Below are 20380 nucleotides of genomic sequence, written 5' to 3'. Positions count from 1 at the left end.
GCGTTGCAGCAAGGTGAGGAGCACGAGCATGTCGCAGCCCCGTTTCGGTCGCATGATTCCGGCCATGGTGACGCCCTTTAATCAGGATCGCGAACTGGATCTGGACAAAGCCCAGGCTCTCGCCGTGCGCCTGGTCGACGGCGGCAGCGATTCGCTCATCATCAACGGCACCACGGGCGAGAGCCCGACCGTGTTCTACCCGCAGAAGATGAAGCTGTTCAGCGCAGTAGTCGAGGCCGTTGGCGATCGCGTCCCCGTCATCGCCAACGTTGGCGACAACTGCACTGCCGATACGGTCGACTTCGCACGCGACGTCGCAGCCTTGGGCGTCGACGGTTTCATGTGCGTGGTCCCGTACTACAACAAGCCGCCGCAAGAGGGCATTTACCAGCACTTCCGCGCTATCGCGGGCTCGGTGGAGCTGCCCATCATCCTGTACAACATCCCCGGTCGCTGCGTGGTCAACATGGAAGCGGAAACCACGCTGCGCCTGGCCAACGAATTCGACAACGTGGTAGCCGTCAAGGAAGCGTCGGGCAGAATGGACCAGGTGAAGGCCATCATCGACGCTGCCCCCGAAGGCTTCGACGTATACTCGGGAGACGACTCGGCCACGTTCGACATCATGCAGATGGGCGGTGCCGGCGTTATCTCGACGATCGGCAACGTGGCGCCTGCTCGCATGAAGGAAATCGTCGATCTGTGCGCCGCCGGCGATTGGGAAGTGGCGGCGGCCGCCAACGACCGCCTCATGCCGCTTATGACGGGCCTGTTCGAAACGTCGAACCCGATCCTCGTCAAAGAGGCGCTGCGCCTGCTCGATTTCCCGGTAGGCGGCGTCCGTCTTCCCCTGGTGGATGCGACACCCGAACAGTCCGAGCGTTTGGCGCAGATCATGCGCGAAACGGGCGTACTGCAATAAAGGAATGTAGCGTCGGTCACGACGCATTGACATAGCCGCGACGTGCGGAAGCGTAGAAGCTGGCCGTTTTGGTTCAGGCTTCGCGCGAGGAAGCCGGGTCTCCCGGCTCCTTGCGTATGCGCTGACGTGCGCGCACGATGAAAAGGAATGACATGGAAGAAAACAAGCCGCGCGCGCAACGCGGAAATGGACGTGCGCGCAAAACCGAACAGGACCAAGCCGGCAATCCCCAGCAAGGGCAGTCGGGCGAGAAGACGCGTTCGTACAAGCACGTGAAGCTGGACCGGCAGCGTCCGCAGCTCTCGAAGGAAGGCGTCGGCAATCGCCGCGCGCCCGGTTCCGGAAACCAGAGCTCGCGACGCAACTTCTCGTCGCCCAAGAAAGACGGCTCCGCAACGCTCAAGATCATCCCGCTGGGAGGCCTTGATGCCATCGGCAAGAACATGACGGCCTTCGAATGCAAGGGCGACATGATACTCGACGACGCCGGCCTGATGTTTCCCGACGACAACCATCCGGGCGTGGATCTGATCCTGCCCGATTACACGTACGTTTTGCAAAATGCCGAGAAGCTTCGCGGCATCATCATCACGCACGGTCACGAGGACCACACCGGCACGCTGCCGTACCTCATGAAAGACCTTGACCGCCAGGTGCCCATCTACGGCACGAAGATGACGCTGGGCCTGATCGAAGGCAAGTTCGCTGAGCATAAGATCAAGAACGCGAAGCTCGTGGAGATCAAGCCGGGCGACCAGGTGAAGCTCGGTTGCTTCACCGCCGAGTTCTTTGCCGTGAACCACTCCATCCCCGGAGCGGTGGGCGTGTTCTTCCAGAGTCCGGCCGGCAACGTGCTGCACACGGGCGACTTCAAGCTGGATCAAACGCCCATCGACGGCGTGACCACCGACTTCGCCGCGCTCTCGAAGTTCAGCGGCATCGGCGTGGACCTCATGATGAGCGACTCGACCAATGCCCAGAACCCGAACTTCACCCCCTCCGAAGCCGAAGTGGGCAAAGAACTGGCGAAGATCATCTCCCAGGCGAAGGGGCGCGTCATCATCGCGTCGTTCGCCAGCCACATCCACCGCATGCAGCAGATCTGCGACGCGGCCGTGGCGAACGGGCGCAAGGTGGTGGTAACGGGCCGTTCGATGATCCAAAACACCGACATCGCCCGTCGCTTGGGCTACCTGGACATCAGCGACACCGACATCGTGGACGCCTACGACCTCAAGGGCATCCCGGCCGACCAGGTGGTCATCATGTGCACGGGCAGCCAGGGCGAGCCGCTTTCGGCGCTGGCGCGCATCGCCAACGGCGACCATCGCACCATCTCCATCGACGAGGGGGACACCGTCATCGTGTCCGCCACGCCGGTGCCCGGCAACGAGAAGGCGGTGACGCGCGTTATCAACTCCCTGGCGAAGATCGGCGCCGACGTGTACGACAAGAGCCGTGCGCGCGTCCACGTGTCCGGTCATGCGGGAGCTGAGGAGCTCAAGCTGGTGCTGTCCATCGTGCAGCCCAAGGCGTTCATGCCGGTGCACGGCGAAGCCACGCACCTGCGTGCGCATGCGCGTTTGGCCGAGGCTACGGGCGTGCCCGCCGAGAACGTGTTCATCTGCGAAAACGGAGAAAGCCTCGAGCTGACCTCGCGCGGCGTCCGTCGCGGCGAGATCGTGCAGTCGGGCATCGTGTTCGTCGACGGCCTGTCGGTGGGGGATACCTCCCAGGGCGTGCTCGACGAGCGCAGCGCGCTGGCGGCTCAAGGATTCGCCGCCGTGGCTGCGGCGGTTTCCGGGAAGAAGAAGTCCGTGGCGGGAGCGGTGCAAGTCGAGATGCACGGCATCACGGGCGGAGATGACGACTACCTGGTCCGCGAAGCCCAGACTACAGTGAAGAACGCCATCGGGCGCGCGCTTTCCAAGGATGGCGGCGTTAAAGAGATCAAGAAGGCCGCGCGCGACGCGCTCCTTTCGCTGCTGTGGGAGCGCACGAAGACGCGCCCCATGGTAATTGTAAATTTGCTGGAGGTTTAAGCTATAATGGCCGCATGTGCCTTGGGTGCATGCGGCCCTCGCCGACGAAAAACGAACTCATCAAACGTAGATCAAATGCAGCACGAAGGAGCGGGGCGTGGCCCGGAACTCATCAACCACATCGAAATCTAAGGCAGCGACCTCGAAGTCCAAGGGACGTGCCGCTTCGCCCGCGGAGAAGCGCGGCGGCAAGAACTCTTCGAGCCGCGCGAAGGCGGCGGCCGACGAGCAGCGCTTGTTCGACGATCGCGTGCGCCGCGACATCACCGGCGTCGCGTTCGCCATCGCGGGCATCGTCTTGTTCGTGACGGCCGTTCTGCCCTCCGACGCGGTGGTGACCTCGTTCGTTTCGAGCGCGTTGCATCTGCTACTGGGCCTGGGCGCCTACATCCTGCCGTTTTTCCTGCTGGTCGTAGGGGCAAGCTTTCTAGCTCGGTTCGAGCGCGAGCGCGTTCCCCTGCGGGTGACGGTGGGACTGGTCATGATATTCGTGGCAGTGCTCGTGCTGCTTGCCCTGTTCACGCCCGAATCGGCTCCTGATGCCGTCGATCGCCTGTTCGTCGAGGCCGAGCTCGTTTCGCGCGGCGGATACGTGGGCGCCGGCATCGCCTGGGTCGGCCTTCGTCTGTTCGGCCAGGTCATATCGTGCATTATCATGCTCGGCGTCATCTTGGCCGGGCTGATCGTCATCGGCTTCTCCCTTTCCAAGCTCATCGAGCGCGTGCAGGACGCGCGCGCAGCAGCAGCGGGGGAGGGCGGCGACGACGTGCTGGCTGCACCGCCCTTCGCGCGCGTCAAGCGTTCGGCAAGCTCGAAGATCCCCGTCGTTCCCACGATGGGCGACGCATTCTCGCAAGGGGCCACCAACGTGCTGCCCAAGGGCAAGAAAGCCGAAAAGGAGCGGTCCTCGAAGGCTCGTCGCGGCTCGCAGTCCCTGGCCACTCAGGCCATCGGTCGCGTAGAACCCGCCGCCGATACGGCAGGGGAGGCTCCTCAGACGCTTACGCGCAAGCTCGGCCGTAAGCACGAACGCGAGGCCGACGCCTCCGCATCCATGCCGAAGCCCTCGTCGGGTTCGAGCACGCCGTTGGCCGCTCCGCGCCCTGAAGACGGCTTCGAGCTTCCTCCCATGAGCCTGCTGGCCACGTCCAAGAACGCGAAGAAGGACGTCGCGTCGGATGTCGAGCTGAAGGAGACGGCGGCCTGCCTGCAGGAATCGCTCGAGAGCTTCCAGATATTCGCGGAAGTGGTGGGCTGGGTGGCCGGACCTACCGTCACGCTGTTCAAGGTCGACCTGCCCGCCGGCGTGCGCGTGAGCCGCATCACGGCGCTCGAAGACGACATCGCGCTTGCGCTGGCCGCGCCGGGCGTGCGCATCTTCGCGCCCATTCCCGGGACGAACTACGTGGGCATCGAGGTTCCGAACCGAACCCGCCAAAGCGTGCTTTTGGGCGACGTGATCAAGGACGCGCCTGCCGGGCCGCTCCAGATCGTGATCGGCAAGGACGTGGAAGGACGCTCCATCGTGTCCGACCTGGCCAAGATGCCGCACCTGCTTATCGGCGGCACCACGGGTTCGGGCAAATCGGTGTCCATCAACGCGATGATCATGTCCATCCTCATGCGCGCCACGCCGTCCGAAGTGCGCTTCATCATGATCGACCCTAAGCGCGTGGAGTTCACGCCCTACAACGGCATTCCCCATCTGTACGTGCCCGTGGTGACCGAGCCGCGCGAGGCGGCCAGCGCCCTGTCGTGGGGCGTGGCGGAAATGGAACGCCGCCTCAAGGTGTTCTCGAAGGTGGGCGCGCGCAATATCGGGCAGTACAACGCCAAGGTGCAAGCGGCGCAGGCCGAGGCCGAGCGCGCGGCGGACGCCGGAGAAGAGCCTCCCGCCAACGACCTGGGCGGCGAACTGCCTTACATCGTGATCATCATCGACGAGCTTGCCGACCTCATGATGAACGTGGGCAAAGAGGTGGAATTCTCCATCAGCCGCATCGCGCAGCTGGCGCGCGCGGCGGGTATCCACCTGATCGTGGCCACGCAGCGTCCGTCCACGAACGTAGTCACGGGCCTCATCAAGGCGAACATCACGAACCGTATCGCGTTCAATGTGGCGTCGGGCATCGACAGCCGCGTGGTGCTGGACACGCCCGGAGCCGAGAACCTGATCGGCTTGGGCGACCTTTTGCTGTCGAAGCCCGAGTACGCCAAGCCCCAGCGAATCCAAGGCTGCTACGTCTCGGAGGACGAGATCAACGCCGTGGTGGACATGCTCAAAGAGCAGGGCGAGCCCGAGTACCATTCCGAGATCCTGCAAACGAACCTCATCACCTTGGGCGCTTCGCAGCCCGACGGCAGCGGCGGTTCGGGGCTTTCGGACGATCCGCTCATCTGGGAGGCCGCAGACATCGTGGTGTCGAGCGGCCTGGGATCCACGTCGAACATCCAGCGCCGTCTTAAGGTGGGTTATTCGCGCGCTGGCCGTATAATGGACATGCTGGAGGAAAAAGGCGTCGTGGGGCCGCCGAACGGCAGCAAGCCCCGCGAAGTGCTGGTAGACGCCATGGAGCTCGAAACGCTGAAGGCGTTCGAAGCGAACGACGCGTCGGGTCCGGAGGAGTAACAGGATGGCTCAGGTTAATTTCGGGATGATTCTGCGCGAGGCGCGCGAGCGCAAAGGCTACGATCTGGCCACGGCCGCGCGCCGGCTGCGCATCAGGCCCGACATCTTGCGTGCGATCGAGGAGAACGACTTCTCGCGCATGCCTCCGCGCGGTTACGCGCGCAACATGGTGAACGCTTACGCGCGCCTCGTGGGGCTCAATCCCACCGAAATGACGCGCATGTACCTGGACGAGGCGTACGCTTATCAGGTAGGACGCGTGCGCACCGAGACGAAAACCGGCGCACGCTTCGACATGGGCGCGGCGTCGCGCCGCGCAGGAAGCTCGTCGGGCAGCGGTAACGGACCGGTCCGCCCGCGCGAGCGCGCAGCCCAGCAAGAGGCCGAACGCCCGCCGCGCCAGAACGCGCTCGGGCGCACGATGTACGACGATCGCCGCGAATACGTGCGCGATTACAGTTCGCGGGCCGGCGCGCCTGGGCGTCTGTACTCAGAGGATCGCACGCATCCAAGCAGGCACGCAGCGCTTCCGAACGGGCACTACACGAATTTCTACGCCGGCCCCAAGGCCCCCAATGCCGTGCAATCGAAGCTTCCTTTCATCATTGCGGGCGGCGTCATCCTGATTCTGCTGGTCCTGGTTCTCGTGCTGGCGTTCGGCGGCAAGGGAGGCAGCACCGACGACGCGCCGAAGGTGCCCATTACCGGCGTGACGGACACGACGCAAAACGGAGAGGGATCGAACGGCGGGCAGGAAACGGCGCCGCCGCAAGAGGCGAAGCCGGTGGAAACCGCTCCCACGAAGGTGACCGTCGAGTACAAGGTTGCAACCGGGAAGGAAGTGTACGCGGTCATAACGGCTGACGGGACCCAAACGCCCCAGATGATCACCGGTCCGGTAACCGAAGCCGTCGACGTTACGGGCACGTGGAGCTTTGCCACCTGGGTCGTCGACGCGGTGACCATCACGGTGGACGGCAAGGCTGTGAGCTTCGACGGCAAGGATGCGTCCGGCATGCCGCAGTGCACGGTGGATTTCCAGGCGTACCTCGAGCAATGGAAGGCCGACCATCCCGACGCTGCGTCGACCGGCTCGAGCACGTCGACGGGCACCGGATCGAGCAGCAGCACGGCAACCGGCGCGACGGGATCTACGGGCGCCTCCACCGAATAAACGAACAAGCACCTGCAGAAATGCGGTATGCTGTCATGATGCGAACGCTCAAGCGGCCTGCGCTCTTGCAGGCCGCGTTGTACGGAAAGGACGGTCTCCATGGCCAAGGAATCTAGCTTCGACGTCGTCTCCACGGTTGATATGCAGGAGGTCGACAACGCCTTTCAGCAGGCAAAGAAGGAACTTGCGCAGCGCTACGACCTGAAGGATTCGGGTGCCGAGATCACGCTTGACAAGGCGAACAAGACCATGACGGTTGCGGCTCCTGCCGACTTCGTGGCCAAGCAGGTCATTGACGTGATCGCGTCCAAGATCATTCGTCGCGGCATCGACCTAGGCGCGATCAAGTGGGCCGATCCGGAGGCTGCCGCCGGACAGAGCGTACGCCAGAAGGGCACTATCGTCGAAGGCATCGACAAAGAAACCGCCAGCAAGATCAACAAGGATATCAAGGCCGAGAAGTTCAAGGTGAAGGTGCAGATCGAGGGCGACAAGCTGCGCGTGAGCTCCGCATCCCGCGATGCTTTGCAGGAGGTCATCGCCTTCCTTAAAGAGAAGGACTACGGCCAGCCCCTTCAGTACGTCAACTACCGCTAAGGACGGCAGCCTTATCATGATGTCAGCAACAAAGCCGAACGCCGCGGTTCCCGCCGTGGCGTTCGTTACGCTCGGGTGCGCGAAAAACGAGGTCGACACGGCGCACATGAAAGCGCGCCTTACAGAAGCAGGGTTCGCGCTGGAGGACGACCCTGCCGCCGCGGACGCCGTCGTGGTCAATACGTGCTCGTTCATCCAAAGCGCTACCGAGGAAAGCCTCGAGGCCGTGTTCGATGTAGCGGGCCTTCCCAATGTGGCCGAGGGAGCCGCGCTCATCGTTGCCGGATGCATGCCGGCGCGCTATGGCGACGACCTTGCAGGCGAGCTGACCGAAGCGCGCGCGTTCGTTCCGTGCAGCCGCGAGGACGACATCGCGCAGGTTCTCGTGGACGCGCTCGGCCTTGGCGAAGAACCCGCTGCATCGGATCGCTTCGATACGGTGGAAGCCGCCTGCGCGAAGCAAACGGCCCCGACAAGCGTCTCGGCTTACGTGAAGATATCCGATGGGTGCGACCGATTCTGCAGCTTCTGCACCATTCCGTACATCCGCGGTCGGTACCACAGCTTCGCGTACGAGGACGTGCGCGCCGAGGTAGCCGGGCTGGTTGCCGGGGGCGTTCGCGAGATCGTGCTGATCGCTCAGGACACTGGCAGATGGGGGACGGATCTCGACGAGCCCTCTTCTCTCGCATGGTTGGTTTCCGCTTTGGCCGAAGAGTTTTCTCACACTTGGTTCCGCGTGATGTATATTCAGCCGCAAGGGCTGACCGATCAGCTGCTCGATGCGGTAGCCTCGCACGAAAACGTGTGCGACTACTTCGACATCCCGTTGCAGCACGTCAATCCCTCCATCTTGCGCGCGATGAATCGTTTGGGCTCGCGCGCCGAGTTCGAGGCGCTTGCGAACCGCGTGAGGACGCGCATTCCCCATGCCACGCTGCGCACTACCTTGATAGCCGGGTTCCCCGGAGAAACCGACGATCAGTTCGAGGATCTGTGCGATTTCGTGGAAGAGGGCCTGTTCGATTACGTGGGCGTCTTCCCGTATTCGCGCGAAGAGGGCACGAAGGCCTATGATTTGCCCGATCAGGTGGATGAAGACGAGAAGGCCGACCGCGCGCAGCGCTTGCGCGACCTTGCGGACGCGGTGTGCTGTCCGCGCATAGCCGCCCGCGTGGGGCTTGAATTGGACGTGCTTGTGGAGGGCGTGGAAGAGGACGGTCAGTTGTTCGGCCGCGCCATGTGCCAAGCTCCCGAGGTGGACGGCGTCACGTACGTGGAGGCGGGCGAGCCGGGGCAGATCAAGCGCGTGAAAATCACGGACACGCTGCTGTACGAGATGGAGGGGGAGTAGTCCCATGGCCAGCTCAAGCCAGATGAAGCCCACGCCGACCGACAAGCTGTGGACGCCGGCGAACATCGTGACGCTTGTGCGCATCTGCTTGGTGCCCCTGTTCGTCGTAGCATTGCTCAGCCCCTGGCCGCAGTGGTTCGGCCTGCCGCAGGTGGCGGACGACTCCAAGAGCCTCATCGCTGCCGGCATATTCATTCTGATCTCATGCACCGACTGGCTTGACGGCTACCTGGCCCGCAGCCGGGGGGAAGTCACCGATTTCGGAAAGTTCATGGATCCGCTGGCAGACAAGATCCTTGTTGCGGCGGCCCTGCTGGCGCTCATCGAGCTGGGAGCCCTGCCCAGCTGGGTGGTGCTCGTCATCTTGGCTCGCGAGTTCATCGTTTCGGGCGTGCGCATGGTGGCGGCCAGCGAGGGCGTGGTTATCGCTGCCAGCTGGTACGGCAAAGCGAAAACCGTTTCGCAGATGGTGGCTATCGTGCTGTTCACCATCAAGGACAGCTACATGGTGGGCAGCGTGCACGCTGCGTTCTCGGACTGGATGTGGATGATCAGCTGGCTCGTCATGATCGTGGCGCTCGTGCTGACCATCGTGTCCATGCTGGACTACATCGACAAAGCGCGTCACCTGATCGGGCTGAAGCCCAAGGAGCCGAAGCGGAAGCGTCGGGGATCGAAGGATGCGCGCGCGGTGGCGTCCGAACCGGCGTCGCCTGCTGCACCCGTAGAGAGCCGGGTCCTTTCCGATGCGGATCTTGCCGAGATAGCCCCCGAGGCGCTCGAGGCCCTTGCTTCCACCGTGCTTTCCACGGCGCGTGCAGCTGGAAAGACCATCGGAACGGCGGAAAGCCTGACAGGCGGGCTGATCGCCGCTACGCTTACGCAGATCCCGGGCAGTTCCGATGTGATGCGCGGAAGCGTGGTCAGTTACGCGACCGAGGTCAAAAGCCTGGTGCTTGCGGTGGATCCCGACACGATCGCCGCGCATGGCGTAGTGAGCGAGCAAACCGCGAAGGCCATGGCTCAAGGTGCGTGCGCGGAGCTTCGCTGCGACGTGGCGGTGGCTGTGACGGGCATAGCCGGTCCGGGGGGAGCGGAGCCGGGCAAACCGGTGGGGACGGTATGGCTCGGCTGCGCTGACGGCTGCGGTACGGTCAAAGCGGAGACGCGCTGCTTTGCCGGCACGCGCGAGCAGGTGCGGCTCCAAACAGTGCATGCTGCGCTCCAGGTCATGCAGCATGCGCTGGAAAGCCGCTAGAACGGCGATAGGTTTCTGCTAGATTCGCGTGACGGTTCAGCAAGATTCGACGCAGGTCCCCGATAGAACCATGTTGGAAACCCGCTTGATTCGAAAAGGATCGAGCGGGTTTTTGGCTGTACGCGCGTCATGATTCAGCTAGAAAGGGCTTCTATACTTGAATTGCGGACTTGCCGATAAAAATGCTTGACCGACAAACAGATGTTCGTATAATAGGAGAAGTCGAAAAGCGGCGCTTTGGCGCACCTGCGGAAAGAGAAGGAAGCGCATGAACGAAGAAAAATCGAAGATGCTCAAGCTGACCACCGATCAGATCGAGACCAAGTTCGGAAAAGGCTCCATCATGAAGTTCGGCGAAAGCGACCAGAGCCTCAATATTGGCGCTATACCCACAGGCTCGCTTCCTCTTGATGCCGCATTGGGCATCGGAGGGGTGCCGCGCGGGCGCATCGTGGAGGTCTACGGTCCTGAATCGAGCGGCAAGACGACGCTTGCGCTTCAGGTGCTTGCCGAAGCGCAAGCGCTCGGCGGCATCGTCGCTTTCATCGACGCCGAACATGCGCTCGATCCGGTGTACGCGGCGCGTCTCGGCGTCGACATCGACGAAGTTCTTATATCCCAGCCCGATACCGGCGAGCAGGCGCTTGAAATCTGCGACATGCTGGTGCGAAGCGGCGCCATCGATTGCATCGTCATCGACTCCGTGGCGGCTCTTGTGCCCAAGGCCGAGATCGAAGGCGAGATCGGCGATACTACGGTGGGCTTGCAGGCGCGCCTTATGTCTCAAGCGCTTCGCAAGCTGGCAGGCTCGCTCTCCAAGTCGAACACCACGTGCATTTTCATCAACCAGCTGCGCGAGAAGATCGGCGTCATGTTCGGCAATCCCGAAACCACGACCGGCGGACGGGCGCTCAAATTCTTCTCGAGCGTGCGCATCGACATCCGACGCATCGACTCCATCAAAAAAGACGGCGAGATCGTGGGCAACCGCGTGCGCGCGAAAGTCGTGAAGAACAAGGTGGCGCCGCCGTTTCGCCAGGCTGAATTCGATCTCATGTACGGCGAGGGCATTTCTCGCGAAGGCTGCATCGTCGATATGGCGGTAGAGGCCGGCGTCGCGAAAAAGTCCGGTGCATGGTACACCTACGGCGAAGAGCGCTTGGGGCAGGGCCGCGAAGCCGCGAAGCAGACGCTTAGGGAGAACCCCGATCTGCGCGACGAACTGGAGAACAAGGTGCGCGAGGCGTTCGATATCCCCATTATCACGCGAACGGCAGAAGAGGCGGACGTCCTCTCTCCGGTAGCGAAGCCCAAGGGAAAGAAGTAGCGCGTCATGTCGCATAGCTCCGACGACGTGAAAGCCCTCTTGCGGGCGAATATCGCTGCGATCGAATCGGGGGAACGGAACTCGTTGCCCGGTGCGCGTCAGGCAACGAGCTCCGAGCGAAAAGCACGACCCGCCTCGTGCGAGAGCGTTTCCGTCGGCCGGGATAAAGAAGGGCCGGACGATTCGCCTGAGCGCGCGTTTCGCAAGATCGAGCGCCTTGCCTGCGCGCGCGAACAGGCAAGCGAGGCTTTGCGCCGACGTTTAGTGCGCGAGGGATTTTGCGAGGATGCCGTCGAGGAAGCGGTGGCGCGCGCCCAGGCATGCGGTCTTGTCGACGATCTTCGCTATGCCGACGTGCTCGTCCGAAGCCGTCTTTCGCAGGGCAAGGGGCGCCGCGGCATCGTCGCCGAGCTCGAGGATCTTGGCATTGCCGTCGACGAAGTCGCGTCGTTGTCCGAAGGGCAGGGGGTCGGCGACGATGCGTCGGAGATCTCGCGCGCCATCGCTTTGCTCGAGCGGAAGCCCCCTCGGTCGAAGAACGCTCGAGAGGCGGCGTATAGAAAACTCGTCCAGAAGGGCTACGGCTCATCGGTCGCTTCCTCGGCCGCCCGTCAATGGCATGAATCCCTTTGCTCGGCGCAGTTCGACCGGATAGGGTAAGGCCGGGCGTCGGACGTGCAAGCCGTCCGACGCCTCCGTTTTGCCGACCCTGTTCGTGAAGGTGCGTTTCGCCTTGTCGTTTCCGAATATTTCTTGTCGAGGGCTTTTACAAATCGCATACAAGCCTTATTATGTATAGAAGCTTGGGTGAAACGTACCTGATGAGGGTACTTCTTATAGACAAATTCATACGATGCTTCCCGTATCGCGTGCGTTCGCTCATGCCCGGTTTTGCCGGGATTTTTTATGCCTACGAGTACTTTGAAACACACTGACAGAATGCGAAACGAAAGGGGGGAGCGTATGCCTGAAATCATCTGGCTCGTTGTCGGAGCCGCAGCTGGCATCGCCCTCGGATTCGTCATCACGCGTTTTCTCGTCAATGCGTCCACTAAGCGTGCGGCGCAAGAAGCGGAATCCGTGGTGACCGATGCGAAACGACAGGCGGAGACGTTGCGCCGAGAAGCAATCGTCGAAGCGAAGGACGAAGCGCTTCGGCTCAAGCAGGAAGCGCAAGTTGAAAGCAAGGAGCGCATGCGCGAGGTGCGCGCCGCCGAGAACCGTATATCCCAGCGTGAGGAATCGCTCGACCGTCGCGTGGAGTCGCTTGATTCGCGCGAACATCAGATCTCGTCGATGCAAGGGCAGCTCGATCGCCGCGAACGCGATCTGTCCGAGGCAGAGCAGGAGATCAACCACCGTCTAGAGCGCGTGGCAGGCATGAGTCCTGACGAGGCGAAAGCCGAGTTGCTCGATACGCTGAAGGACGAGGTCACGCATGCCTCTGCAGCCATCATTCGCGATGCTGAAGCGCGCGCGAAGGCCGAGGCCGACAAGAAGGCGCGTTCGATCCTGAGCCTGGCAATCCAGCGCGTTGCAGCCGACCATACCGCTGAAACCACGGTATCGACCATCCATATCCCGTCGGATGACCTGAAGGGCCGCATCATTGGCCGCGAAGGTCGCAACATTCGCTCGTTCGAGCAGCTGACGGGCACGAACCTCATCATCGACGACACCCCTGAGTGCGTGACGATCTCCTGCTTCGATCCGGTGCGCCGCGAGATCGGTCGCGTCACGATGGAGAACCTTGTTGCGGACGGCCGCATCCATCCGGCTCGTATCGAGGAGATGTTCGGCAAGGCCGAGGCGTTCGTGAACCAACGCGTCCAGGAGGCCGGCGAACAAGCTGCGTTCGATACGGGAATTCACGACCTGCATCCTGAGCTCGTGCGGACGCTCGGTCGTTTGCGGTACCGCACCTCTTACGGGCAGAATGTGCTCAACCATTCGCTCGAAGTCGCGTACCTGTCGGGCGTCATGGCTTCGGAGTTGGGACTCGATCCCATTCCGGCCAAGCGCGCCGGCTTGCTGCACGACTTGGGAAAGGCCGTTGACCACGAGGTCGAGGGAAGCCATGCCGTGATCGGCGCCGACCTTGCGCGCCGTTTCGGCGAAAAGGGCGATATCGTGCATGCTATCGAGGCTCACCACAACGACGTGGAGCCTTCGAGCGTGCTTGCGGTTCTGGTCCAGGCTGCAGACGCCGTATCCGCCGCGCGCCCCGGTGCGCGCAAAGAGACGCTTGACGCCTATATCAAGCGTCTTGAGAAACTTGAGGAAATCGCGAATTCGTACAAGGGCGTCGAGCGCACCTACGCAATCCAAGCGGGTCGCGAAGTACGCGTCATGGTGGAACCCGAAGCGGTGGACGAAGCGGCTACCACGGTGCTCGCCCACGATATCGCGCAGCGCATCGAAAACGAGATGCAGTACCCCGGCCAGGTGAAGGTCGTGGTCATTCGCGAGAGCCGTGCGGTCGGCATCGCGAAGTAAGGCGGATCTGTTGTGAAGCACGACTCTCTCGAGAGCTTCATCGAGGACGTCTGCGGCGAAAGCCATCTCCGGGTCGAAACCGACCTCGGGGATGGCTTCGTCCGTTTGAGGAGCGCAGAAGCCGAGCGGCGCCAAGCTGCGCACGACATACGGTCAACGGAAGACATCGTTATCGAGATGTTGAGAAACGCACGCGATGCTCATGCGCGCAGTATCTTCCTTGCGGTTACCCGCGAGGATCGGCGGCGGAAACTGGTCATGATCGACGATGGAGACGGCGTTCCCCCTTCCATGCACGAGCGCATCTTCGAGCCGCGCGTTACCTCGAAGCTCGACACTATGTCCATGGATAAGTGGGGCGTCCACGGACGCGGCATGGCTTTGTATTCTATTGCCGTCAATTCCGAGTCTGCGTACGTAGCAGCTTCGGATTCGGGCAAAGGATCTTCGCTGTACGTCGAGACGAACCTGGACAAGGTGGGGGAGAAGACCGATCAGTCGAGTTTCCCCACGTTCGAGCGAAATGAATCGGGGAACGTGGTCGTACGCGGTCCTAAAAACATACTGCGTACGGCATGCGAGTTCGCCATTGAAAGCAGAACAAGCTGCACGGTATACCTGGGATCCGCTACGGACGTGGCCGCCACGCTGTACGCCTTCGGGCTTGCTTCGCTGACCTCGTCGGCAAGGGCGTTTTGCAAAGAGCCATCCCGCCTTCCCGTCAGCAAGCGGTTGTCGGTGTGCGCCGACCCCGCTTCGTTCGCACAGGAAGCGGCCCGATTGGGTCTTGAATTGTCCGAGCGAAGCGCGCGACGCATCATGGACGGAGAGATAGCCCCGTTATCGCCGCTTATCGATCGAATTCGCATCGAGGCTGTTCCAGAGCCCGACAACGCCCCGACACCTCCGCGCAACGTGCGCGATCGCGCAGCTGCACAGGATGCGCGCGGCCTGAAAATCGCCACCGAGGATTTGGAGATCTTCTCGAAGCGCGTTGCCGCAGCTTTCCAAGACGTGGCGCGCGATTACTACCTCGAATCGGGGGTAAGCCCGGAGGTTCGCGTTGGGAAGGACTGCATTCGTATCACCATTCCTATTGCCAAGTTGCGATAACGCCTAGATGCCCTGATCGCTTCGAGTTCTCCATGGTTTCGGTATACCCGCAGGTTGCACGCCATAGATCGAATGGGTAGAATGTTGAATGCATAAACATTGCAGGCTGAGCGAAGCATATTTATCGAACTAAACGCACGCGTAACGGACCAAACGAAAAAGGATATGCATGTCCACTACAGAGCATAAGCCAGACGTCGGCTGCCTGAAGGTGTCGTCGAAATCGTCGCCCGCTTCCGTAGCGGGCGCCATCGCCGGCATGGTGAAGGACGGCGTTTCCGTCGAGATTCAAGCCGTGGGAGCGGGAGCCGTCAATCAGGCGGTCAAAGCCATCGCTATTTCTCGAGGGTTTCTGTCGCCTATTGGAATCGAAATCGCTTGCGTCCCTTCGTTCGCCGACATCGTAATCGACGGCGAGTACCGCACCGCAATCCGATTCACGGTAGATCCTCGCTATACGCGCGGCGTCGGAGCTTCCGTTTCCGACGAGCGTCGCGACTCCCTTTCCGACCTCTAAGATAGACGAGCCTATGCAAACTCCCTTTATGAACTTGACGTTCTGCATCCGTACGTTCGGATGCCAAATGAACAAGCATGATTCCGAGCGTATTGCCGGGATGCTCGAGGGCTTAGGGGCCCTCATGGTGGATTCCATCGAGGATGCGGACATCGTCGCGTTCATGACGTGCTGCGTTCGCGAAGCGGCCGATACGCGCCTGTACGGCCAAGTCGCCTCGCTCAAGAATATCCCGCTGCGCGAAGGCACGCCGCTTTCCAAACGCGTTGTGGCCGTTGGAGGCTGCATCGGCCAGCGCGACGGCGAGAAGCTTACCGAAGAACTGCCTCATCTTGATGTGGTGTTCGGAACGCACAATCTAGGATCGCTGCCACGCCTTTTGCAGGCAGCTATAGAAGAGGGCGGCCATCAGGTGGAAGTGCTCGATGCGGCCTCTTCGTTTCCGACCGAGCTGCCCACGGCGCGCGAGCACGAATGGGCGGCCTGGCTTCCCATCACCATCGGCTGCAACAACTTCTGCTCTTACTGCATCGTGCCGTACGTGCGCGGGCGGGAGAAGTCGCGTCCGCTCGAGGACATCGTCGGCGAAGCCGAGCGGTATGTGGCTGCCGGCGTAAAAGAGATCACGCTGTTGGGCCAAAACGTGAATTCGTACGGTCGCGATCTGTATGGATCGCCTCGTTTCGCGCAGGTGCTCGATGCGCTCGACGCAACGGGAATCGAGCGGCTCCGCTTTGCCACGAGCCATCCGAAGGATTTGACCGACGAGGTGATCGCGAAATTCGGTTCGCTACGCTCCCTTATGCCTGCTTTGCATCTTCCGGTTCAGTCCGGGTCCGATGCCGTCTTAGCTGCGATGAATCGTCGCTACACGCGCGAGCACTACCGGGGCCTTATCGCCAAACTGCGCGACGCCTGCCCCGATATTGCGCTGTCGACCGACATCATCGTAGGCTTTCCGGGAGAGACCGCCAAGGATTTCGAAGATACCTACCGATTGCTTGACGAGGTGGGCTACCACCAGGTGTTCACGTTCATCTATTCGAAGCGCGAAGGCACGCCTGCCGCCTCCATGGACGATAGCACCCCGCGCGAGGTTATCCAGCAGCGTTTCGATCGCTTGGTGGACCTTGTGCAGGACAAGGCGTTCGAGGCGAATCAGAAAGACCTGGGAGCTACGGTGGATGTGCTGGTAGAGGGCGGATCGAAGCGCGACGAAACCCTTCTGACGGGCAAGAGCCCGAAGAACCAAACCGTTCACGCAGCTGTTCCTGCAGGACTTTCGGTGGAGAGCCTGACCGGCCAAACGGTGCGCGTGCGCATCGACGAAGCGAAAACGTGGTATCTGGCAGGCGAGGTTGTAGACGGTGCTTAGCCTTTCGGCCCCTGTCGTATGCGTCGTAGGTCCCACGGCATCGGGCAAGACTGCGCTTGCGCAAGCGCTTGCCCTCGAATTGAACGGCGAAGTGGTCAGCGCTGATTCGATGCAAGTGTATCGCGGTATGGACATCGGCACGGGAAAGCTCCCTATCCGGGATCGCATCGTGGCCCACCACGGATTCGACTTGGTCGACCCGGGCGAGCCTTATTCGGCGGCATTGTTCCAGGCGTATGCGCGAGAGCGTTTTCTTGACGTCGACGCACGCGGAGGAAGAAGCGTGCTCTGCGGCGGTACGGGGTTTTACGTGCGTGCAGCGATAGACGATTACGATTTTCCCAAAGGCGAGCAGGTCGGCAATCTTGTACGAGATCGCTGCAATCGCATTGCGCAGGAGCAAGGCCCTGAAGCCCTATGGAATCTTCTTGCGGATCGCGACAAGGAAAGTGCCGCTTTGATTCCGTCTGCCGACGTGAAGCGCGTTGCTCGTGCCTTCGAACTTCTCGAGGACGGTACGACGTACGCCAAACAGCGCGCCAAACTTGCGCAGTTGCCGCAATGCGTTCCCGCCGTGTTCGTGGGGTTGGCGGTCGATCCCGACGTTCTTCGCGCTCGGATCGACGCACGTGTCGACCAGATGATCGAAGACGGCTTGGTCGACGAAGTGAAGCATCTGCTCCAAAAAGGGTTCAGAAACGGAATCACGGCTCCGCAGGCTATCGGGTACAAAGAGATCGTTGCCGCGCTTGACGGTGAAACTACCATGGAGGAAGCGATTCTCAGTATCAAAACGGCAACGCACCGGTACGCTAAGCGACAACGTACCTGGTTTCGCAAAGATACGCGCATCCGCTGGATCGATGCAAACGCTCCCGATGTGCGTGCGATGCTGCGCGCGTCTTTAGCGGTTCTCGAAGAAGCTCAACCGCTTGCAAGCGGTTGTTGAAGATAGCGATGTTCTCTGGGAAGGATGGCTTGATGTCCGATTTCGAAGCAGTGATTACGCGCGGCATGACGCCTACTGCCGAAGTACGGCGCGAACGGGCCGTTCTTGTGGGGGTCGACCGACCCGGAACCGCATGGCCCTTAACCTCGTCGCTTGCAGAGCTCGAGCGGTTGGTAGATACGGCGGGAGCCGACGTCGTCGCCAGCACGACGCAAAAGCTCGAGGCGCCGAACCCTCGCACCTTCGTGGGCACGGGCAAAGCCGAGGAAGTTGCCGAACTCGCACGCGCCCATGCTGCGGACCTCGTCGTTTTCGACGATGAGCTGACGCCTTCTCAGCAGGCGAATCTGGAGAAGGTGGTAGGGCGCGATGTGAAGGTCATCGACAGAACGGCCCTCATCCTGGACATTTTCGCCTTGCATGCAACCAGCAAGGAAGGTCGTTTGCAGGTGCGGCTAGCTCAAAACCAGTACTTGCTGCCTCGCCTGCGCGGCATGTGGGCTCACTTGGCATCGAACCGCATGGGCGGCGGTGTGGGGTCGCGCTTCGGCGAAGGCGAGAGCCAGCTCGAAGTCGACCGACGCATGGTTCGCAAGCGAATCACTTCGATCAAGCGCGAGCTCAAGCATCTTTCCGAGGTGCGTGCGGTACAGCGTGAAAGTCGCTACGAGAGCGGCATGTTCAAGGTGGCGTTGGCGGGCTATACGAATGCGGGTAAATCGAGCTTGCTCAATCGTCTGACGAAGGCCGATGTGCTTGCGTACGACAAGCTGTTCGCCACGCTGGACTCCACGACGCGCAAGTTCGAGCTTCCTGAAGGCCGGGAAATAACCATCACCGATACGGTCGGGTTCATTCAAAAGCTTCCGACGACGCTTGTCGAGGCGTTCAAATCGACGCTTGACGAGATTACGGGCGCGGATTTGGTACTGCATGTAGTGGACGCTTCTTCAGAGGAATACCAAGGTCAGATAGATGCCGTCGATGCTATTCTGGGTCAAATTGGCGTTCAAGACCTTCAGCGCATTCTCGTGTTCAATAAATGCGACCTGCTTGACCAGGAGCATCAACGTGCGCTCAAGACGCGTCATGCTCAGGCTCGGTTCGTTTCCGCTGAAACAGGGGAGGGGATTGCGGGGCTGATCGAGCATATCGCGCGCGTTGCTTCCGCGCATGACGATCACCTGAGCGTGTTGCTGCCGTACCACCGAGGGGATCTTGTTTCGCTTGCGCACGAGCGTTGCCATATTCTATCGGAGACCCACGAAGAGCAGGGAACGAAGATCACCATGCTGGCATCGCCTTCGTTTTCCGGATTGTTCACGCCGTTCGTTTGCGAAGAATAAAACGACGGGCAGTCTCCAGGTCGCGTGCTTGCTGCATCATGCGAATCCTTGCTAACCGCATCGCAGCACACGAGAAGATCTACGCATCAGGTCCATGCTAGAGTAACTCTAACATGGACCTGAAATCGTTTCGCCACCATAGGAGAGTGCGTCTCTCTCGAAAAACCGCTTACGCTTAGAGACGGCGAAACACTGCGACTACTTTGCCCGCGATAGAGCAATCGCGGGTGATGATGGGGTCCATGGAGGAGTTCTCCGGTTGCAGCCGAATATGATCCTGCTCTTTAAAGAAGCGCTTGACTGTTGCACCGTCGTCGATAATCGCCACGACGATATCTCCGTTGTTCGCAACGGGTTGCTCTTTCACTACAACATAGTCACCGTCGTTGATCCCGGCTTCAATCATGCTCTCCCCGCGAACCGATAGAAGGAACGAGGGAGAATCCCCCACTATATCGGTCGGGAGAGAGATGGTGTCGGTGATGTTCTCTTCCGCAAGGATGGGGGAGCCTGCTGCAACGTTTCCGACCAGCGGAACATTCACGATCTTGCTGAAACTCGGCTGCACGACGTTCGTTGCAAGCGCAGCATCTTCAAGGGGATAGGTAAGCGCTATAGAACGGGATTTGAGCGGGTCGCGCTTGATAAGCCCCTTGTCTTCAAGCGCTTTCAAGTGAACGTGCACTGTGGAAGGGGAGGAGAGCCCCAAGCTTTGGCAAACCTCGCGCACGGTAGGGCCGTACCCCTTTTCGCGAATGCACTCTTCAATGCAATCAAGTACAGCCTGTTGGCGCTTCGTCACTTTTTCGGACATACTCCATCCTTTCCTAAAAGCGAACAAATGTTTTGATTTTATGTTGACATGAACCTTTGTTCGCTCTATTATATACGCGAACAAAGGTTCTACGCAAGAGCAAGGAGGCAGAAAGATGAGGAATTTCGAGGTGCGCTACCCGACTGACGGCACGTCTGCTTTGCAACCCGAGCTTCATAGTTGCTCGGTAAAAAACGCGCGCATACTTTCGTTCCCGAATCATGCGGTCTCTTCTGATTGTTTTGAAGTTCGATCGATTTCTGCCTCCCGCCCAGGATCATGCGGTACGCTCCAAGGCTTTGTTCGGACTTTACGGCAGGGCAATTGTCGCGGACGGGCTTATGATCGCTTTAATACGGGGCAGGCTGTTGCAGGCGGAATTGTTCTTACGGCTTGTTCTTTTGCCGGCGTGCTCTTGAGCTTGTAACTGCGACGGCTTTCAAGCGGCGCATGTGATTGCACAGTGG

16 protein-coding genes are annotated in these 20380 nt (G+C 60.9%); 15 read left to right on the top strand and 1 reads right to left on the bottom strand.

The annotated features are described in order from the left end of the window. Nucleotides 1-28: 28 nt before the first annotated feature. The 15 genes from dapA to hflX all read left to right on the top strand — a co-directional run bounded on the left by dapA (nt 29) and on the right by hflX (nt 19099). Nucleotides 29-922 carry a 4-hydroxy-tetrahydrodipicolinate synthase gene (gene dapA, locus LG373_RS04945; RefSeq protein ID WP_216528525.1) on the top strand — a complete coding sequence of 298 codons (894 nt, stop codon included), beginning with the start codon at nt 29-31 and terminating at the stop codon, nt 920-922. Between the two features lie 152 nt (nt 923-1074). Continuing rightward, on the top strand, nt 1075-2964 hold the full coding sequence (locus tag LG373_RS04940) for a ribonuclease J (RefSeq protein WP_216528524.1): 1890 nt from the start codon (nt 1075-1077) through the stop codon (nt 2962-2964). A gap of 97 nt (nt 2965-3061) precedes the next feature. After that, nucleotides 3062-5593, top strand: a complete 2532-nt coding sequence (locus tag LG373_RS04935; protein WP_225749184.1) for a DNA translocase FtsK 4TM domain-containing protein — start codon at nt 3062-3064, stop codon at nt 5591-5593. A gap of 4 nt (nt 5594-5597) precedes the next feature. Next, nucleotides 5598-6767 (top strand): RodZ family helix-turn-helix domain-containing protein, encoded by a 1170-nt coding sequence (locus LG373_RS04930; RefSeq protein WP_225749183.1) that lies wholly within the window; start codon nt 5598-5600, stop codon nt 6765-6767. Nucleotides 6768-6866: 99 nt separating this feature from the next. Then, entirely contained in the window at nt 6867-7364 is a 498-nt protein-coding gene (locus tag LG373_RS04925; RefSeq protein WP_114566108.1) for a YajQ family cyclic di-GMP-binding protein, read from the top strand. 16 nt (nt 7365-7380) lie between these two features. Then, nucleotides 7381-8718 (top strand): 30S ribosomal protein S12 methylthiotransferase RimO, encoded by a 1338-nt coding sequence (rimO, locus tag LG373_RS04920; RefSeq protein ID WP_225749182.1) that lies wholly within the window; start codon nt 7381-7383, stop codon nt 8716-8718. 4 nt (nt 8719-8722) lie between these two features. Then, nucleotides 8723-9976 carry a CDP-diacylglycerol--glycerol-3-phosphate 3-phosphatidyltransferase gene (gene pgsA / locus LG373_RS04915; RefSeq protein WP_225749181.1) on the top strand — a complete coding sequence of 418 codons (1254 nt, stop codon included), beginning with the start codon at nt 8723-8725 and terminating at the stop codon, nt 9974-9976. 268 nt (nt 9977-10244) lie between these two features. Next, nucleotides 10245-11303 (top strand): recombinase RecA, encoded by a 1059-nt coding sequence (gene recA, locus LG373_RS04910; RefSeq protein ID WP_114566106.1) that lies wholly within the window; start codon nt 10245-10247, stop codon nt 11301-11303. Nucleotides 11304-11309: 6 nt separating this feature from the next. Beyond that, nucleotides 11310-11963 carry a regulatory protein RecX gene (locus tag LG373_RS04905; protein WP_225749180.1) on the top strand — a complete coding sequence of 218 codons (654 nt, stop codon included), beginning with the start codon at nt 11310-11312 and terminating at the stop codon, nt 11961-11963. 303 nt (nt 11964-12266) lie between these two features. Next, the gene (rny, locus tag LG373_RS04900) at nt 12267-13799 is read left to right on the top strand and encodes a ribonuclease Y (RefSeq protein ID WP_114566104.1); all 1533 of its coding nucleotides are present in this window, start codon (nt 12267-12269) and stop codon (nt 13797-13799) included. A gap of 12 nt (nt 13800-13811) precedes the next feature. After that, nucleotides 13812-14912 (top strand): ATP-binding protein, encoded by a 1101-nt coding sequence (locus LG373_RS04895; protein WP_225749179.1) that lies wholly within the window; start codon nt 13812-13814, stop codon nt 14910-14912. A gap of 169 nt (nt 14913-15081) precedes the next feature. Next, nucleotides 15082-15429 carry a stage V sporulation protein S gene (locus LG373_RS04890; protein ID WP_225749178.1) on the top strand — a complete coding sequence of 116 codons (348 nt, stop codon included), beginning with the start codon at nt 15082-15084 and terminating at the stop codon, nt 15427-15429. Nucleotides 15430-15442: 13 nt separating this feature from the next. Beyond that, the gene (miaB, locus tag LG373_RS04885; protein ID WP_225749177.1) at nt 15443-16804 is read left to right on the top strand and encodes a tRNA (N6-isopentenyl adenosine(37)-C2)-methylthiotransferase MiaB; all 1362 of its coding nucleotides are present in this window, start codon (nt 15443-15445) and stop codon (nt 16802-16804) included. After that, complete coding sequence (miaA, locus tag LG373_RS04880) at nt 16797-17753, top strand: tRNA (adenosine(37)-N6)-dimethylallyltransferase MiaA (protein ID WP_225749176.1); 957 nt, start codon at nt 16797-16799, stop codon at nt 17751-17753. Before miaB ends, miaA begins: the two co-directional genes overlap by 8 nt. A gap of 32 nt (nt 17754-17785) precedes the next feature. Beyond that, nucleotides 17786-19099 (top strand): GTPase HflX, encoded by a 1314-nt coding sequence (gene hflX, locus LG373_RS04875; RefSeq protein ID WP_225749175.1) that lies wholly within the window; start codon nt 17786-17788, stop codon nt 19097-19099. A gap of 175 nt (nt 19100-19274) precedes the next feature. Here the strand turns inward: hflX and lexA are convergent, their stop codons facing one another. After that, a complete protein-coding gene (gene lexA / locus LG373_RS04870) occupies nt 19275-19913 on the bottom strand; it encodes a transcriptional repressor LexA (RefSeq protein WP_114566098.1) in 639 nt (212 codons plus the stop codon). Nucleotides 19914-20380: the final 467 nt, after the last annotated feature.

The sequence above is a fragment of the Paraeggerthella sp. Marseille-Q4926 genome (assembly GCF_916618935.1).
Taxonomy (GTDB): domain Bacteria; phylum Actinomycetota; class Coriobacteriia; order Coriobacteriales; family Eggerthellaceae; genus Paraeggerthella; species Paraeggerthella hominis.
Note: the sequence above shows the minus strand (reverse complement) of the source record. Positions and strands in the feature narration are given on the sequence as shown.